At 61.5% G+C, this 17,136-nt stretch carries 11 protein-coding genes; 9 read left to right on the forward strand and 2 right to left on the reverse strand.

Translation table 11 applies throughout. The features are described from left to right. The first annotated feature begins 7 nt into the window (after positions 1-7). From HCI85_RS01755 to HCI85_RS01770, 4 genes are all read left to right on the forward strand, one after another. A complete protein-coding gene (locus HCI85_RS01755; protein WP_167141404.1) occupies positions 8-1,171 on the forward strand; it encodes an EAL domain-containing protein in 1,164 nt (387 codons plus the stop codon). Positions 1,172-1,252: 81 nt separating this feature from the next. Then, on the forward strand, positions 1,253-2,584 hold the full coding sequence (locus HCI85_RS01760; RefSeq protein WP_090248112.1) for a deoxyguanosinetriphosphate triphosphohydrolase: 1,332 nt from the start codon (positions 1,253-1,255) through the stop codon (positions 2,582-2,584). A 3-nt stretch (positions 2,585-2,587) separates the two neighbouring features. Then, positions 2,588-3,658, forward strand: coding sequence for an FUSC family protein (locus HCI85_RS01765; protein WP_167141406.1), 1,071 nt, complete (start codon positions 2,588-2,590; stop codon positions 3,656-3,658). A 99-nt stretch (positions 3,659-3,757) separates the two neighbouring features. Next, positions 3,758-6,715: an HD domain-containing phosphohydrolase gene (locus tag HCI85_RS01770; protein WP_167141408.1), complete on the forward strand. Its 2,958-nt coding sequence runs from the start codon at positions 3,758-3,760 to the stop codon at positions 6,713-6,715. Between the two features lie 60 nt (positions 6,716-6,775). Here the strand turns inward: HCI85_RS01770 and HCI85_RS01775 are convergent, their stop codons facing one another. Continuing rightward, the gene (locus HCI85_RS01775; RefSeq protein ID WP_090248116.1) at positions 6,776-7,117 is read right to left on the reverse strand and encodes a YggL family protein; all 342 of its coding nucleotides are present in this window, start codon (positions 7,115-7,117) and stop codon (positions 6,776-6,778) included. Between the two features lie 234 nt (positions 7,118-7,351). On the opposite strand from HCI85_RS01775, the gene dacB reads away from it, so the two are divergent. Continuing rightward, complete coding sequence (gene dacB, locus HCI85_RS01780; protein ID WP_090248117.1) at positions 7,352-8,800, forward strand: D-alanyl-D-alanine carboxypeptidase/D-alanyl-D-alanine endopeptidase; 1,449 nt, start codon at positions 7,352-7,354, stop codon at positions 8,798-8,800. Between the two features lie 36 nt (positions 8,801-8,836). Here dacB and HCI85_RS01785 read toward each other — a convergent pair whose 3' ends face one another. Then, positions 8,837-9,310, reverse strand: coding sequence for a MarR family winged helix-turn-helix transcriptional regulator (locus HCI85_RS01785; protein ID WP_167141410.1), 474 nt, complete (start codon positions 9,308-9,310; stop codon positions 8,837-8,839). A 111-nt stretch (positions 9,311-9,421) separates the two neighbouring features. Here HCI85_RS01785 and HCI85_RS01790 point away from each other — a divergent pair, with 111 nt between their 5' ends. The 4 genes from HCI85_RS01790 (at position 9,422) to HCI85_RS01805 (ending at position 17,090) form a co-directional block, all read left to right on the forward strand. Then, on the forward strand, positions 9,422-11,191 hold the full coding sequence (locus HCI85_RS01790) for an N-acetylglutaminylglutamine amidotransferase (RefSeq protein WP_167141412.1): 1,770 nt from the start codon (positions 9,422-9,424) through the stop codon (positions 11,189-11,191). A 73-nt stretch (positions 11,192-11,264) separates the two neighbouring features. After that, positions 11,265-13,004, forward strand: coding sequence for an N-acetylglutaminylglutamine synthetase (ngg, locus tag HCI85_RS01795; protein ID WP_167141414.1), 1,740 nt, complete (start codon positions 11,265-11,267; stop codon positions 13,002-13,004). A gap of 61 nt (positions 13,005-13,065) precedes the next feature. Further along, positions 13,066-14,256, forward strand: a complete 1,191-nt coding sequence (locus tag HCI85_RS01800) for an osmoprotectant NAGGN system M42 family peptidase (protein ID WP_090248124.1) — start codon at positions 13,066-13,068, stop codon at positions 14,254-14,256. An 80-nt stretch (positions 14,257-14,336) separates the two neighbouring features. Further along, on the forward strand, positions 14,337-17,090 hold the full coding sequence (locus HCI85_RS01805) for a hybrid sensor histidine kinase/response regulator (RefSeq protein WP_167141417.1): 2,754 nt from the start codon (positions 14,337-14,339) through the stop codon (positions 17,088-17,090). Positions 17,091-17,136: the final 46 nt, after the last annotated feature.

Raw genomic sequence — 17,136 nt, forward strand, 5'->3', positions numbered from 1 at the left:
CTGCGCAGTGTTCAACGGTCAACCGTTTGCTGTTTTTCAACCTTTTATCGATACCGCCACCGGACGTATTGCCGGTGTCGAAGCACTGGCGCGCCTGCGCAGCGCTGATGGCCAGCTGCACTCGGCAGGCCCATTGTTCAGTGACCCGAAAACCCCACCTACCGCCCTGCGCCGCCTTGATCGCGAAGTCCGCGAACAAGCTCTGAAGCGCTTTCATGAAGCCCCGCAAGACTGGTTTCTTAGCCTGAATATCTCGCCACGCTGGATCAGCCGGCTGCGCCCTGAACAAGCCTTGCCCAGCCTCAAACAGCTGCAACGTATTGGCATCGACCCTGCACGTATCGTCTTTGAAATCACCGAACTGGGCGGCGCCAGCTCACGCCTTCCGGGCGTGGTGGAACGCTACCGAGAAGCCGGCGCACGCATCGCCATCGACGATTTCGGTGCCGGCTACTCGCAGCTCGACCGCGTACTGGCCCTGCAGCCGGACATCCTCAAGCTGGACATGCGCCTGTTTCAGCAAGCCGCCCGTGGCGGGCCAAGCAGCGAGATCGTCAAGGCGCTGGCGCAGATGGCAGAAAAGACCGGCTGCTGGATCATTGCCGAAGGCGTGGAGACCGAGGCAGAGCTGGATTTCGCCCTGGAGTGCGGCGCGCGTTATGTGCAGGGCTATCTGTTTGCCAAACCCGAAGAGGCCTTTTTCAGCAGCAGCGCATTCGTCAAACGCTTTGCCCAGCTGCGCGACCACTATGTGCAGCAAAAACTCGCCGAACGCGCGCGACTGATGACCCTGCGCCAGCAGCTCGGTGAGCTGATGAACAGCTTCAAGACCTGGATCGAAAGCGGCTCAAAGCCCGATCAGCTACCGCAACCGCACGCCTACCCATGGCTGCTGCGCATCTACCAATGCGACCGCCACGGCACCCAGCTGACCGCCAACCTGGAGTGGCGCGAGCACAGCTGGCACAGCGATGCGCGTTACGTCGGGCATAACTGGTCATGGCGCCCCTACTTCTATCAACTGCTGGCCGAAGGCTGGGAAGAACGCCGGCTGATTCTCTCCAGCACCTACCGTGATGCCACCACCAACCAGTACTGCCTGACCGCTGGGCAATTCATCGACAACGGCAAACGGCTGCTGCTGATCGATATCGACGCTGCGGGGTTTTGACTGTATGGGCCGCACGCCTTGCATCATCGGCTTAGAACCCCGAAGCTAACTGCCACAGCCAGGTAACGGCGAGGACAACCCTTGGATTGGCAAACCCTGCTCAACCGTGAACGACTCGGCAAGCCGACGCACAGCGTCGCCGAACTGGGCCGCACCCCGTTTCACAAAGACCATGACCGCATCATCTTCTCCGGCGCCTTCCGCCGCCTGGGCCGCAAGACTCAGGTGCACCCGGTTTCCAGTAACGACCATATCCACACCCGCCTGACCCACTCGCTGGAAGTCAGCTGCGTGGGCCGCTCGCTGGGCATGCGCGTTGGCGAGATGATCCGCGATGCCCTGCCGGACTGGTGCGAGCCAAGCGACCTGGGCATGGTCGTGCAGTCCGCCTGCCTGGCCCACGACATCGGCAATCCACCTTTCGGCCACTCTGGCGAAGACGCCATCCGCCACTGGTTCCAGCAGGCCGCCGGACGCGGCTGGTTGGACTCGATGAGCGCGGCCGAACGTGGAGACTTTCTCAGTTTCGAGGGCAATGCCCAGGGCTTTCGCGTACTCACCCAGCTGGAATACCACCAGTTCGACGGTGGCACCCGGCTGACTTACGCGACGCTCGGCACCTACCTGAAATACCCCTGGACCGCACGTCACGCCGAAGCGCTGGGCTACAAGAAACACAAGTTCGGCTGCTACCAGAGCGAGTTGCCGTTGCTTGAGCAGATCGCCAGTAAACTCGGCCTGCCACAACTGGAAGAACAGCGCTGGGCGCGTCATCCACTGGTCTATCTGATGGAGGCAGCAGATGACATCTGCTACGGCCTGATTGACCTGGAAGACGGTCTGGAAATGGAGCTGCTCGATTACAGCGAAGTCGAGGCGCTGCTGCTCGACCTGGTCGGCGATGACCTGCCGGAAACCTACCGTCAACTCGGCCCCGACGATTCTCGGCGGCGTAAGCTGGCGATTCTGCGCGGCAAAGCCATCGAACACCTGACCAATGCCGCCGCCGAAGCGTTTGTCGAACAGCAGGATGCCCTGCTCGCCGGCACCTTGCAGGGTGATCTGGTCGAGCACATGCACGGCACCGCCAAGCGCTGTGTGCAAAGCGCCAAGGACATGGCCCGACGGAAAATCTTTCAGGACAAGCGCAAAACCCTGCATGAGATCGGCGCCTACACCACCCTGGAAATCCTGCTGAATGCATTCTGCGGCGCAGCGTTGGAGCAGCATGGCGGACGCACACCGTCGTTCAAGAACCGACGCATCCTTGACCTGCTCGGTAAAAACGCGCCCGACCCAAGCTGGCCGCTGTACCGCTCATTCCTGCGGATGATCGACTTTATCGCCGGCATGACTGACAGCTACGCTACTGAAATGGCCCGCGAGATGACGGGCCGCTCAAGCCCGGTATAAGCCATGACAAGCCTACTGCGACAAACCTTCAGCTGGCATGCCGGGCCGCCCGCCTGGGGCCCCGCGATGGTTGCCGGCTTCGGCTGTGCACTGCCGTTGCTGCTCGGGCTGTTCAGCGCTCACCCAGGCTTTCTCTGGGCATCGGCAGGTGCCTTCCAGGCTGCCCAGGCCAACCCGCTGCACCGCCTGGGCATGCTGCGCATGTTGATGCTCTGCGGCCTGGGCGCCTGTAGCGCCGGGTTGGGCTTCTGGTCAGCCAGCCATCCGTATGCCAGCTTGCTGGTGTTCGCGGTGTTTGGTTTCTTGCTCGCCTGGCTGCAGCGCTTTGGCAGCGAAGCCGGCAAGCTGGGCATCGGCCTGGCCATCTGTCTGTGCCTCGGCCACGGTCAGCAGGGCCTGGGCTCGCTAAACAACCCGTATGCCATTGCCATGCTGTTCATCCTCGGTGGACTCTGGGTGATGCTGCTGGCCTTCGGCCTGCGCGGTATGCATGGCTTGCGCATGTGGCCGTATATGCCGCGTTTTATCAGCATCTTCAAGGTACTCAAACGCCACGCCAAGCGCCTGCCACAGCAAAAGTGGCGCCTGCATGCACTGGGTTGCACCTTGGCGTTTGCCCTCTCCGGGCTGATCGTCAACCTGGCTGAGTTGCACCGTGGCTACTGGCTGACACTGACTGTAGTGACCACCCTGCAGCTGGACTTCCAGGGCAGTCTGGTAAGGGCCGTGCAATCGATCCTCGCCAGTCTGGGCGCCGCAGCACTGCTGATACTGCTCGGTCACAGCATGCAAAACCCGGCACTGATGGTCGCCACACTGCTACCGCTGATCGCTCTTAGCCGTGCCCTGCAGGCCAACCATTACGCCCTGTTTGTGCTGCAAACGACGGTGTGCTTCGTGTTGCTGGCCGAAAGCCTGGCGCATGACTGGCAGCTACCTCAGGTGCGTTTGTTCAACAGCCTGCTTGGCGTGGCCCTGGCTTTGCTGGTAGCGCTGCTGGTGTATGGCCTGGAGCGCTGGCTAGATCATCGAAACAATCTGCAAAAAATCAAGCACAGCACAGGTCCAATCTAGAGCTGTAGCAGCGTAAGAAACCGGCATCCGCGCCACGGCAAAACGCACAACGCTCCACTATGCTTTGCGCTTGGCCAAGGCATAAAAGGATATGCGCGGATGCAGCAGACAGTCAGGTCCAAGGAACGACGTTTTCCGCTCCATATCCATATCAGCGTGCTGTTTACCCTGCTGTTGCTGGGCTCCGGGGTGGTGCTGGGGTACTTCAACTACCAGCAGACCAGCAAGATTATCCTCAGTAGCAGCGACCAGCTGTTCACCCAGATGCGCAAAGAAGTGCAGGCGAGTCTGCGCAATACCTACCAACCGATTCGTAACATGATCAACCTGCTCGCGCGCAACGAGCAGCTCAGTGGTCGCGACCGCCACGAACGGATGGTCATGCTGCCGATTTTCAGCCAGGCGCTGCGCGACAACCCAAAGCTGGCTTCAATCTATGTCGGCTATGGAGATGGCAGTTTCTTTATGGTGCGCCCACTGCGCAGCGAGAAGCTGCGGCAGATCTTCTTCGCACCCGACAATGCGGCCTATCAAGTGTGGAGCATCGACCGCATCAGTGAACAACGCCTGGACTCCGAATACCTGTTCTTCGACAAACAACTGCAACCAATTAGCCGGCGGCAGAACCTTAAAGAAACCTATGACCCGCGCACCCGCCCCTGGTACAACGGTGCTCTGCAGAGCCCTGAGCACTTCACCACCGCGCCCTATGCCTTCTTCTCCACGGGAGAAATTGGCACCACCCTGGCTCGCAAAAGCACTGAAACCACAGTGGTGGGGGCCGACCTCACCCTTGATGACCTGTCCGCCACCCTGGCCGAACACCGCCTGACCCCCTCTACCGAAGTGGTGCTGTACAGCCCCGATGGCAGCGCGGTTGCATACCCGGACAGCGCGCGTCTGGTAATCCCAGGAGAAACACTGCAACTGGCGCAAGTCAAAGACCTCAGCCCAGTGCTGGCCGACTTTCTCAGCCTCGGGCTCGACGCGGATCGCCAAGGCGCCGTGCACCTGAATAAACAGCGCTGGCAGATTTCTTACAGCCAGTTCAGCGAAGGTGGCCCGCAGGGATTGCGCCTGGCCCTGCTGGCCCCGGAAAGCGAGCTGCTGGCGGATGCCTACCGCATCCGCTGGCAGGGCGCGGTACTGACCTTGTGCATTCTGCTTTTATGCATACCGCTGGGCTGGCTGCTTTCCAATATTCTGGTCAAACCGTTGCGCTTGCTGGTGGGCGAGGCCGAAGCCATTCGCAGTTTCAATTTCGATTACCCGGCCAGCGGCCGCTCCTTCGTCAAGGAAGTCGACCAGTTGGCCGTGTCGATGGGAAAGATGAAGGACACCATCTCCAGTTTCCTCGACATCACCGCCACGCTTTCAGCGGAAACCCGTTTCGATGCCTTGCTACGCCGGGTGCTGCGTGAAACCGTCGACCTCAGCGAAGCCAGCGGTGGCCTGCTGTATTTGCGCGACAGCAGCAGCGGCCGCTTGGAGCCGTACGGCCTATTTATCAACGAGCAGCAACACAACCTGGAAGAACACCGTATCCCGAGTTTCGACCCCGATGACCCCGCCCTGCCCAGCTGGTTAGCGCAAACGGCCACCGGCGGCACCAGCGTCACCGTGGCGCTGGGGTTCGAGCATGCGCAGGGTTTCCAGAGCCTGCTGCATACCCTCGACAGCCCGCGTGCGCACCTGGTCTGCACCGGCCTGCACAACCGCCAGGGTCAGACATTGGGTGTGCTGGTACTGCTGCACCGCGACAGCGGTGACGAAACCGACCTGGCCATGCTACGCCCCGAGCGCATTGCCTTTGTCGAGGCTGTTTCTGGCGTCGCGGCGCTGTGCATTGAGAGCCAGCGCCTGCTCGATCAACAAAAGAAACTGCTCGACGCCTTTATCCAATTGATCGCTGGCGCCATCGACGCCAAAAGCCCCTACACCGGCGGTCACTGTCAGCGTGTACCAGAACTTACCCTGATGCTCGCCCGCGCGGCTGAAGCCAGCGAGGAAGCTGCATTCCGCGATTACCAACCCAGCGAAGAAGAATGGGAAGCCCTGCATATCGCCGCCTGGCTGCATGACTGTGGCAAGGTCACTGTGCCCGAATACGTGGTGGATAAAGCCACCAAGCTGGAAACCATCTGTGATCGTATCCACGAGGTGCGCATGCGCTTCGAAGTGCTCAAGCGCGATGCCTGGATCAGCTACTGGGAGAACCTCAGCCAGGGTGGCGATGCTGCGAACCTCGGCCAGGCGCGCGATGAGCTGCTCACCACTCTGGATGACGAATTTGCCTTTATCGCCCGCTGCAACCTGGGCGGTGAAGCCATGGCCGAAGCCGATCTTGAACGCCTGCGCCGCATCGGCGCGCGCACCTGGGCGCGCACTTTGGATGATCGCCTGGGAGTGTCCTGGGAAGAAAACCTGCGCCAATCACGTACACCGGCGCAGCCCTTACCGGTGCAGGAAACGCTTCTAAGCGACAAACCCGAACACCTGATCGAGCGCCCTGAGAGTGAACTGATCGCCGAGGACAACCCCTGGGGTTTCAAGCTGGACATACCGCACTACAAACACAATCGCGGCGAGCTGTATAACCTCGGTATTGGACGCGGCACCTTGACCAATGAGGAGCGCTTCATCATCAACGGCCATATGGTGCAGACCATCCGCATGCTCAGCCACCTGCCCTTCCCTGCGCACCTGGCCAACGTCGCTGAAATTGCCGGTGGTCACCACGAAAAAATGGACGGCACGGGCTACCCCAAACGCCTTAAGCGTGAAGACATGAGCCTGCCAGCACGGATGATGGCGATTGCAGACATCTTCGAAGCGCTGACGGCGGTGGATCGGCCTTACAAGAAAGGCAAACTGCTGTCTGAATCACTCAACATCATGGCGGGTATGTGCAAGGGCGCGCACATCGACCCCGAGCTGTTCGGACTGTTCGTGCGGGAGAAAATCTACTTGCAATACGCCGAACGCTTTTTGCGCCGCGAGCAGATTGACCAGGTTGATAGCGCTGCGCTGCTGGCCAAGGCTGGACTGAGCGACTGACGGGAATTGCAGGAGGGCGAAGCAACAGGGCATGCGCGATGCATGCCCTGTTAACAGGTCTTAGGCCTGATTGATCGAGTTGTCTGGGTACCAGACGTCGATCAGCGGGCTGGCAGTGAAGTCCACCAGCTCGTCACGGCCTTTCAGCCAGGCTTCAACAGCAGCACGCTGCTCTTCATTGACCGAGCCACGCTTGGACAGGCATACCAGACCGAAGTCATCGCCGCCGACATAGCCCAGGCCGTTAGCGACCATCGCGTCACGCAGAAAATCTTCCAAGAAGCTGTCGATGGCTGCATCGCTCAGGTCTTGTTTGAAGTTCAGGTTCAGCTCAAAGCCCAGCTCCTGGAATTCATCCACGCAGAGTTTTTTGCGCAGACGGCGGGAACGGTTAGTAGCCATGGAACAATCCTCAAAAGTGATAACGCGCGGCACTCTAGCAGTTTCGCGGCCTACGCGCCCGTCTGGAAGACGACAGGTCAACCGATAGCCCGCAGAAAAGCCCGGCCAATCGCATTTACTGCCACTCAGCCGGAACTGTCTTGGGGCATAATTGCCAACATTATCCCAACCCGCGACGGAACCTCGTTAGATGCCTCGCGTCACCTTTGTCCCTCAGTTAGAGGGGAGTCGCCCATGATCAAAAGCCTACGTCACCTGGCCATCGCCGGCCTGCTTTTACCCGTTTGCCTGCCGCTGGCGGCCGCCACCCCGGGCTTATCAAACAAAGTTCAACAGTCATTGAAAGCCAACAAGATCAGCAGCCAGTCACTGTCTGTGGTCACCGTGCCGCTCAACGGCCCGGGTAATAGCACTTATTTCAATGCCGACATCTCCGTTAACCCGGCCTCGACCATGAAGCTGGTCACCACCTACGCGGCGCTTGAGCTGCTCGGCCCGACCCACCAGTGGAAAACCGAATTCTTCACCGACGGCCAACTGAAGAACGGCGTGCTCAACGGCAACCTGTACCTCAAGGGCGGCGGCGACCCCAAGCTGAACATGGAAAAGCTCTGGCTGATGATGCGTGACCTGCGCGCCAACGGCGTGCTGCAGGTGACGGGCGATCTGGTGCTCGACCGCAGCCACTTCGTGCAGCCACAGCTGCCCAGCTTCAATGACGACGGCGGCGACGCCAACAAGCCGTTCCTGGTGGCCCCCGACTCACTGCTGGTCAACCTCAAGGCGCTGCGTTTTATCGCCCGCACCGAGGGTGGCAAGGTGCATATCGCCGCCGAGCCACCGATTGCCTCTATTCGCATCGACAACCGCGTCAAAGCCCTGCCGGCAGCCAAATGCCCAGGCTGGCCGGATGTGCGCTACAACCCGGTCACCGAATTTGACGGCACCACGGTCATCGTGACCGGAAAACTGGCCGAGGGCTGCAGCTCGCAGACCTACCTGTCGCTGCTGGATCACCCGGGCTACGCCGCCGGCGCCATCCGCGCCATATGGCAGGAACTGGGCGGCAGCATCATGGGCAAGGACCGTCTCGCCCCTGTGCCGGAAAAAGCCCGCCTGCTGGCGCGCGCCTATTCGCCGGACCTGACGGAGATCATCCGCGACATCAACAAATACAGTAACAACACCATGGCCCGGCAGCTGTTCTTGAGCCTCGGCGCGCAGTTTCGCAACTCCGCCGACCAGGACGACAGCAAGGCGGCGCAGCGAGTGATTCGCAGCTGGCTCGCGCGTAAAGGCATCACCGCGCCACACTTGGTGATGGAGAACGGCTCCGGGTTGTCACGTGCCGAGCGGGTCAGTGCGCGTGAAATGGCGACCCTGCTGCAGGCGGCCTGGAAGAGTCCTTACGCCGCCGAGTTCATGGCTTCACTGCCGCTGGTAGCAATGGACGGCACCATGCGCAAACGCCTACACCGCACCCCGCTGGTGGGCGAGGCGCGGATCAAGACCGGTACGCTGAACAACGTGCGTGCCATCGCCGGTTTCAGCCGCGACAGCAACGGCAACAGCTGGGCCGTGGTGGCCATCCTCAACGACCCACGCCCCTGGGGCGCCTCGTCGATTCTCGATCAGGTGCTGATCGATCTGTACAAGCAGCCCAAGCTCAGCGCCCAGCGCTAGTCCTCGCTAACCCCGCGCCGTCCCAGGCGCGACGTTTTACTCCATTTCCCCACACAGCTGCGCCGCGCGTAACAACGCGGCGGTCAGGCTGTGGCGCTCCCACTCATCCAACCCGGCAAAGCGCGCGACAAACTCCGGCGGCAGCAGGCTCGGCGCCTGTTGCAGCAGGGTGCGGCCCTGTTCGCTGAGCAGCAGCCACTGCCGGCGGCGATCCTGATCATCACGCTGGCGTTGCAACAGGCCCTTTTCCTCCAGTCTGTCGAGCATGCCGGACAGGGTCGCAGCCGTCAGGCTGACACGACCACTGAGGTCGCTGGCCGTCAGGCGCGTCTCTCCCGCCAACACCTGCAGAATCATCAACTGCATCGGCGTCAGCCCACCAAAGCGACCGAGCCGTTTGGCATGCACTTCCCCGGCCTGCTGCAAACGCCGCAAGGCCTTAAACAGCGGCAGTTCGAAGGCCGAAATAGATGACAAATCTATTTCAGTAGAAACCTTTTTTTCGACCATATACGCCTTTTAATCCGATATAAAACTTTGACATGAAAGCATTATTTTGTTTTGGTGTAAAAGGTTCGGCAGCCCCGAACCACTCCCCAACGGCAATACCGGTAAGGAATTATGTGCGCAATCGCTGGAGAATTACGTTTTGATCAACGACCGGCCGACCTGGCTGCAGTCGAGCGAATCACCCACCACATGGCCGCCCGCGGCCCCGATGCCCACGGCTTTCACAGCCAGGGCCCACTCGCCCTCGGCCACCGCCGCCTGAAGATCATGGACCTGGCTGAAGCCTCCGGCCAGCCGATGATCGACAACGAGCTGGGCCTGACGATGGTGTTCAACGGCGCCATCTACAACTACCCGGAACTGCGCGAAGAACTGAAAGCCCTCGGCTATCGCTTCTTCTCCGGCGGCGACACCGAAGTGCTGCTCAAGGGCTACCACGCCTGGGGCACTGACCTGCTGCCCAAGCTCAACGGCATGTTCGCCTTCGCCATCTGGGAACGTGACAGCCAGCAGTTGTTCATCGCCCGCGACCGCCTCGGGGTCAAGCCACTGTACATGTCACGCACGGGCGAACGTTTGCGCTTTGCCTCCAGCTTGCCCGCACTGATGGCCGGCGGTGATATCGGCAAAACCCTCGACCCCGTCGCCCTTAACCACTACCTGAACTTCCACGCCGTGGTGCCTGCACCGCGCACCCTGCTGGCCGGGGTGGAGAAGCTGGCACCGGCCAGCTGGATGCGCATCGACGCCCAAGGCAACTGTGAGCAGCAGACCTGGTGGAACCTGAACTTCGGCCCGCAGCGCGAGGAAATCGCCTTCGGCCTGGATGAATGGCGTGAGCGCGTATTGGATGGCATGCGCGAAGCCGTGTCGATCCGCCAACGCGCCGCCGTGGATGTCGGCGTGCTGCTCTCCGGCGGAGTCGACTCGAGCATGCTGGTCGGCCTGCTGCGTGAAGCCGGGGTGGACAACCTGTCGACCTTCTCCATCGGCTTTCAGGATGCCGGTGGCGAACGCGGTGACGAGTTCCAGTATTCCGACCTGATCGCCGAGCACTTCGCTACCCGCCACCATCAACTGCGCATTGGCGAGCACGAGATTCTCGAACAGCTGCCCGCCGCCTTTCGCGCCATGAGCGAGCCGATGGTCAGCCACGATTGCATCGCTTTCTACCTGCTGTCACGCGAGGTGGCCAAGCACTGCAAGGTGGTGCAGAGCGGCCAGGGCGCCGATGAGCTGTTCGCCGGCTATCACTGGTACCCGCAGGTGGACGCTGCCGAGGATGCCTTCGGCGCTTACCGCGCGGCGTTCTTCGACCGTGATTACGACGAATATGCCGCCTGCGTGCAGCCCGCCTGGCTAACCGGCGACATGGCTGGCGACTTTGTTCGTGAGCATTTCGCCCAGCCTGGCGCCGTGGCCGCTGTGGATAAGGCGCTGCGCCTGGACAGCACGGTGATGCTGGTCGATGACCCGGTCAAACGGGTCGACAACATGACCATGGCCTGGGGTCTGGAGGCGCGCACACCGTTCCTCGACTATCGCCTGGCCGAGCTTTCGGCACGTATCCCTGGGCGTTTCAAGCTGCCGGATGGCGGCAAGCATGTGCTCAAGGAAGCGGCACGTAAGGTGATCCCCAGCGCCGTCATCGACCGGCCCAAAGGGTATTTCCCGGTGCCAGGCCTCAAGCACCTGGAAGGCGCCACCCTCGGCTGGGTGCGTGATTTGCTGCTCGACCCCAGCCAGGATCGCGGCCTATTCAACCCGGCCATGCTGGATCGTTTGCTGAGTGACCCGCATGGTCAACTGACGCCTTTGCGCGGCTCCAAGTTGTGGCAATTGGCAGCGCTGAATCTCTGGTTGAACGAACACGGCCTGTAGAGCGCTGCAGTGGCTGGGTACACACCCGCCACCGCAGCATCCGCCACCTGCTCACGGCAAAGGAACCCCTCAAATGCGTGCCACTGCCTTTAATCAACGCCTGCTACGCGGCCAAGCGCCCTCCTACGAGCGCCTGCAGGCGCGCCTGGCCGAGGACCACAACGCGCCACCCAGCCAACCGCAAGCCGTGCACTGCGGCTGGGGCCGCCTGCTGCTCGGCCACACCTACCCGGATGCTGCCGCCCTGGCCAGTGATCTGCTGACCGAGCAACCCGGCGAGCGTGATATCGCCCTGTATGTTGCTGCACCGCACCAGGTGCTCGCGCAAGCGCCGCAGCAGCTGTTTCTCGATCCTTCCGACACGCTGCGCCTTTGGTTTACCGACTACCGCCCAGCGCGCCGGGGCTTTCGCGGTTACCGAGTGCGCCGTGCGCAGAATGCCGAGGACTGGCAGGCGATCAATGAGCTATATCAACTGCGCGGCATGCTGCCGATCGACCCCGGCAAACTCACCCCGCGCCACCTTGGTGGGCCGGTGTATTGGCTGGCCGAGGATGAGGACAGCGGCGCGGTTATCGGCAGCGTGATGGGCCTCAATCACTACAAGGCCTATCAGGACCCGGACCACGGCAGCAGCCTGTGGTGCCTGGCGGTCGACCCACGCTGCAGCCGACCTGGCGTCGGCGAGGTGCTGGTACGTCATCTGATCGAACACTTTATGAGCCGCGGCCTGAGCTACCTGGACCTGTCCGTGCTGCATGACAACGAACAGGCCAAGGGTCTGTACGCCAAGCTGGGCTTTCGCGAGCTGCAGACCTTCAGCATCAAGCGCAAAAACGGCATCAACGAAGCCCTGTTCCTCGGCCCTGGCCCGCATACACCGATGAACCCCTACGCGAGAATCATCGTCGATGAAGCGCTGCGCCGCGGCATCGAAGTGCAGGTCGACGACGCCGACGCCGGGCTGTTCACCTTGAGCCATGGCGGCCGGCGCATCCGCTGCCGAGAATCCCTGAGCGACCTGACCAGCGCGGTAAGCATGACCCTGTGTCAGGACAAGCGCCTGACCCATCGCGCTCTGGCCCGCGCAGGCTTGCACCTGCCGGCCCAGCGCCTGGCCGGCAGCGCCGAGGATAACGCCGCGTTTCTCGCCGAGCATGGCAGCCTGGTGGTCAAGCCGGTGGATGGCGAACAGGGCCAGGGCGTAGCGGTGGACCTGCGCACGCCACTGGATGTGCAGGACGCCATTGAACGCGCTAGCACCTTTGACAGCCGCGTCTTGCTGGAAAGCTTTCACCCAGGTTTTGATCTACGCATTCTGGTGATCGGCTTTGCCGTGGTGGCCGCCGCCATTCGCCGCCCGGCCGAAGTGATCGGTGATGGCCAGCACAGCATCGGCGAGCTGATCGACGCACAAAGCCGTCGTCGGCAAGCCGCCACCGAAGGCGAAAGCCGCATTCCCAAGGACGCTGAAACCCTGCGCACCCTGCATGCCGCCGGGGTGGACTACGACAGCGTGCTGCCGGCTGGCCAACGCCTGGCCGTGCGTAAAACCGCCAATTTGCACACCGGCGGCAGCCTGGAAGACGTCACCGACATCCTCCACCCGGTGCTGGCCGATGCTGCAGTAAAAGCCGCCCGCGCCCTGGATATCCCGGTGGTCGGCCTTGACCTGCTGGTGCCCGCGGCCGACCAACCCGAGTACGTGTTTATCGAAGCCAACGAACGCGCCGGCCTGGCCAACCACCAGCCGCAACCCACGGCAGAGCGTTTTATCGACCTGCTGTTTCCATTGAGCCAAACGCCTAGCTAACCCCTTCCCCAGCCCCTCTCCGGCAACGACTGAGGGGCGCAATCGCCGTAGAGGAGACTCCATGCAGCAACTCCCCGAACCCGACCTCGCCTATCTGCAGAAAGTGCTGTTGGAAATGCTCGCCATTCCCAGCCCCACCGGTTTTACCGACACCATCGTGCGCTACGTCGCCGAACGTCTGGAGGAGATCGGCATCCCCTTCGAGATGACCCGCCGCGGCACCATTCGCGGCACCCTCAAAGGCAAACAGAGCAGCCCGGACCGTGCGGTTTCGGCGCACCTGGACACCATTGGCGCGATCGTCCGCGAACTGCAGGACAATGGTCGCCTTGGCTTGGCCGCAGTCGGTTGCTGGTCGAGCCGCTTCGCCGAAGGCAGCCGTGTCAGCGTGTTTACCGACCAGGGCGTGATTCGCGGCAGCGTACTGCCGCTGATGGCCTCCGGGCATGCCTTCAACACCGCCGTGGACCAGCTACCAATCAGCTGGGACCATGTCGAACTGCGCCTGGACGCTTACTGCAGCACCCGCGCTGACTGCGAATCACTGGGCATCTCGGTGGGTGATTTTGTCGCCTTCGACCCGCTGCCGGAATTCACCGAGAGTGGGCATATCAGCGCGCGTCACCTGGATGACAAAGCCGGCGTCGCGGCGCTGCTTACCGCACTCAAGGCCATCAAAGAAAGCGGCCTGGAGCCAGAGATCGACTGCCACCCGCTGTTTACCATCACCGAGGAAGTCGGTTCTGGTGCGGCAGCAGCCCTGCCCTGGGATGTCAGCGAATTTGTCGGCATCGACATCGCTCCGGTTGCGCCGGGCCAGCAGTCCAGCGAACACACCGTCAGCGTGGCCATGCAGGACTCAGGCGGGCCTTACGACTATCACCTGTCACGCCAACTGCTGCGCCTGGCCAGCGAGAATGAAATCCCGGTACGTCGCGACTTGTTTCGCTACTACCACAGCGACGCACAGTCAGCAGTCACCGCCGGCCACGATATCCGCACCGCCCTGCTGGCCTTCGGCTGCGACGCCACCCACGGCTATGAACGTACGCATATCGACAGCCTCAAATCCCTCAGCCGTTTGCTTGCCGCTTACGTGCTCAGCCCACCGGTATTCTCCAGCGATGCCCAGCCGGCGCAGGGCTCGCTAGATCGCTTCAGCCACCAACTGGAGCACGATGCCCAGATGGAAAGTGATACCCGTGTACCGACGGTTGACAGCTTATTGCGCCCCCGCGATCAGGACGCTTGAAGGGCCGCACGCATCCGGGCAAAGTGACAGCATGACGCGAGGCCGGATCTGGCCTCAGATAATAATATTGAGGTCGCTGAATGCCTCGGATATGGCTGGCGTTGGTGCTGTTCTGGCTGTGTGGGCCGGCGTGGGCGTTGCTGCCTGCCACACTGGACAGCGCCGATTTGCGCCTGTCACTCGGCCCGTCCATGGCTTACCTGGAAGATTCAAAAGGCATGCTGAGCGCCGAACAAGTCGGCGCGCTCAGCGATGAGCGCTTTACCCCTGTCAACGGCGAACACGCCAACCTCGGCAAAAATGATTCGGTCTGGTGGTTCAAGGTACATCTGAACAACCGCCTGGCGCAGGACCTGGCCGGCTACCTGGAAGTCAATTACCCCTTACTGGACCACCTGCAGGTGTACCTGCGCCACGCTGATGGTCAGTGGCAGATGCAGGAAAGCGGCGACCGCTTTGCCTTCTCTCAGCGCCCTGTGCAGGTGCGCAACTTCTGGTTTCCACTGGAGCTGACACCCGGTGACAGCACCTTGCTGGTCAGGGTCGAGACCACCAGCACGATCTTTATGCCGCTGTTCTTCAGCACCTATCAAGCCAGCGCGGCCGCCCAGGAAAACCTCATGGGGTTCAATGGCGCGTTCTATGGCGTGCTGTTTGCGATGTTCTGCTACAACCTGTTCCTGTTTATCTCACTGCGCGAGTCGGCCTACCTCTGGTACCTGGCCTACAACCTCAACGTCGGCCTGTTGGCCGCCTGCTTCGACGGCATGCTGTTCAAGCTACTGCCCGAGCATGTGGTGTTCCAATCGGTGAGCATCTACATCCTGATGTACCTGCATTGCCTCACCGCCATTCAATTCAGCCGGCATTTCCTGCATGCGCCGCAGTACTTTCCACGCCTGGACACTGGCCTGCGCTTATTGATGCTGGCTTGCGCCGGCTGCCTGTTGTCGGTGCCGCTGATCGGCTTCAACGCCTGGAATATTCTGGCCAGCGTCACGGTCTCGCTGGTGTCGCTGATTTTGCTGCTCACCGGGGTCTATGTCTGGCGGCGCGGTGTACGTTACGGCTCTTATTACACCCTGGCCTGGGCCATCCTGCTGTTCGCCTTTATTCAAGCCACCACGGGCTCGCTGGGCCTGGAAGTGCTGGGTGTATTCGGCGCAACGGTGGTGAAAATCGGCGTAACCATCGAGCTGATCACCCTGTCCATCGGCCTGGCCGACCGCATCAACCTGCTCAAGGAAGAAGGCTTCCAGTCGCGCCGCGCCGCTGAGCAAGCGGAAATCGAGAACCTGGCCAAGAGCCGCTTTCTGGCCAAGATGAGCCATGAAATCCGCACCCCACTCAACGGCGTATTGGGCATGTTGCAGCTGCTCAAAGAGACCCCACTGGACCGCAGCCAGCGCTTCTATGTCGACACCATTTCCAGCTCCGGCAGCTCGCTGATGGCGGTGATCAACGACATCCTCGATTACGCGCGCATCGAATCCGGCAAGCTCAGCCTGGAACACATCGAATTCGACTTGGAAGAGCTGATTTCCGACACCCTCAGCCTGTTCACCGGGCAGGCGCTGGATAAGCGTCTGCGCCTCTATGTCAGCTTGGAAAGTGGCGTGCCACGCCGTGCCCAGGGAGACCCGACACGGCTTAAACAGGTGCTGATGAACCTGCTCAGCAATGCCCTGAAGTTCACCGCCGAAGGCCACGTGGCACTGAATGTCTGCCGGCGCAATGATTCCCAGGGCAAACCGCATCTGGTGTTCGCCATAAGCGACAGCGGCATTGGCATCAGTGATACAGCCCTGACCCAATTGTTTGAATCCTTCGCCCAGGGCGACTCCAGCACCACCCGCCGTTATGGTGGCAGCGGCCTGGGTCTGGCGATCAGCAAGGAGCTGGTGGAAATGATGGGCGGCCGTATCGAGGTGCAGAGCACCCTCGGCCAGGGCACGCGCTTTGCCTTCGATGTTCCGCAAAGCGCTGACGAACTCCCGACCGATCCACTGCACGAGCTGCTCAAGGGCCGCACCGCTCTGCTGACGTCACTCGACGGTCTCGGCCTCGATGCCTTGAGCCGTTTGCTGGGACGCTGGGGCATGCGCACCGAGCGCTGCCAGAACCCGGAAACCCTGCAAGGCTACCTGGAAGACTTCTCCGCCCCGCCACTGCTGGTGCTGATGGCACCGTGGCCGGGCAGCATTCAGCACTGGCTGGATTCGCTGCGTCCACTGCTGCAACCTGGGCAACGCGTGCTGCTGCTCTGCGCACCCGAACACTGTCAGCAACTGCCCAGCTCCGCCGGCCTGCGCCTGCTCGGCCTACCTCAGCCGCTGGCCATCAACGCCCTGCGCAGTGCCCTACTCGAACTGTACGAAGAGCCGCGTATCTTGGAAATCCAACCGCAACCCAAAACCCACACAGATACAGGCACCGCGCCTTGCATCCTGGTGGCCGAAGATAACCCCGTGAACCAGCTGGTGGTGCAGGGCTTTCTGAAAAAACGTGGCTATAACGTGCGCCTGGTGACCAATGGTCTGGCTGCGCTGAATGAGTACCAACGCGACCCCAATGCCACGCAACTGATTCTCATGGACTGCGAAATGCCAGAGATGGACGGTTTCGAAGCCACGCGGCAAATCCGTCGCCTGGAGCGTCAGTACAACCTGCCAGCCGTACCGATCATCGCCCTGACCGCCCATATCCTGGATGAGCACCGCCAGCATGGCGCTGATGCAGGCATGAATGACTTCCTCGGCAAGCCCCTGGACAGTGCCAAGCTGTACAGCACCCTGGAAACGTATCTGCAGCCTGCAGAGCCGTCCGTTCAGTAGCGGCGCGGCAGACATGCACACGCAGAGCCCTGTGAATCGCCCCTGA

The organism is Pseudomonas sp. OTU750018 (genome assembly GCF_011636575.1).
Lineage (GTDB): Bacteria > Pseudomonadota > Gammaproteobacteria > Pseudomonadales > Pseudomonadaceae > Aquipseudomonas > Aquipseudomonas peli.

What these genes read in the sequence shown, in the direction of transcription:
- HCI85_RS01765 (WP_167141406.1), top strand. Translation starts at nt 2,588, where the DNA reads ATGACAAGCCTACTGCGACAAACCTTCAGCTGGCATGCCGGGCCGCCC.
- HCI85_RS01770 (WP_167141408.1), top strand. Translation starts at nt 3,758, where the DNA reads ATGCAGCAGACAGTCAGGTCCAAGGAACGACGTTTTCCGCTCCATATC.
- HCI85_RS01775 (WP_090248116.1), bottom strand. Translation starts at nt 7,117, where the DNA reads ATGGCTACTAACCGTTCCCGCCGTCTGCGCAAAAAACTCTGCGTGGAT.
- dacB (WP_090248117.1), top strand. Translation starts at nt 7,352, where the DNA reads ATGATCAAAAGCCTACGTCACCTGGCCATCGCCGGCCTGCTTTTACCC.
- HCI85_RS01785 (WP_167141410.1), bottom strand. Translation starts at nt 9,310, where the DNA reads ATGGTCGAAAAAAAGGTTTCTACTGAAATAGATTTGTCATCTATTTCG.
- HCI85_RS01790 (WP_167141412.1), top strand. Translation starts at nt 9,422, where the DNA reads ATGTGCGCAATCGCTGGAGAATTACGTTTTGATCAACGACCGGCCGAC.
- ngg (WP_167141414.1), top strand. Translation starts at nt 11,265, where the DNA reads ATGCGTGCCACTGCCTTTAATCAACGCCTGCTACGCGGCCAAGCGCCC.
- HCI85_RS01800 (WP_090248124.1), top strand. Translation starts at nt 13,066, where the DNA reads ATGCAGCAACTCCCCGAACCCGACCTCGCCTATCTGCAGAAAGTGCTG.
- HCI85_RS01805 (WP_167141417.1), top strand. Translation starts at nt 14,337, where the DNA reads ATGCCTCGGATATGGCTGGCGTTGGTGCTGTTCTGGCTGTGTGGGCCG.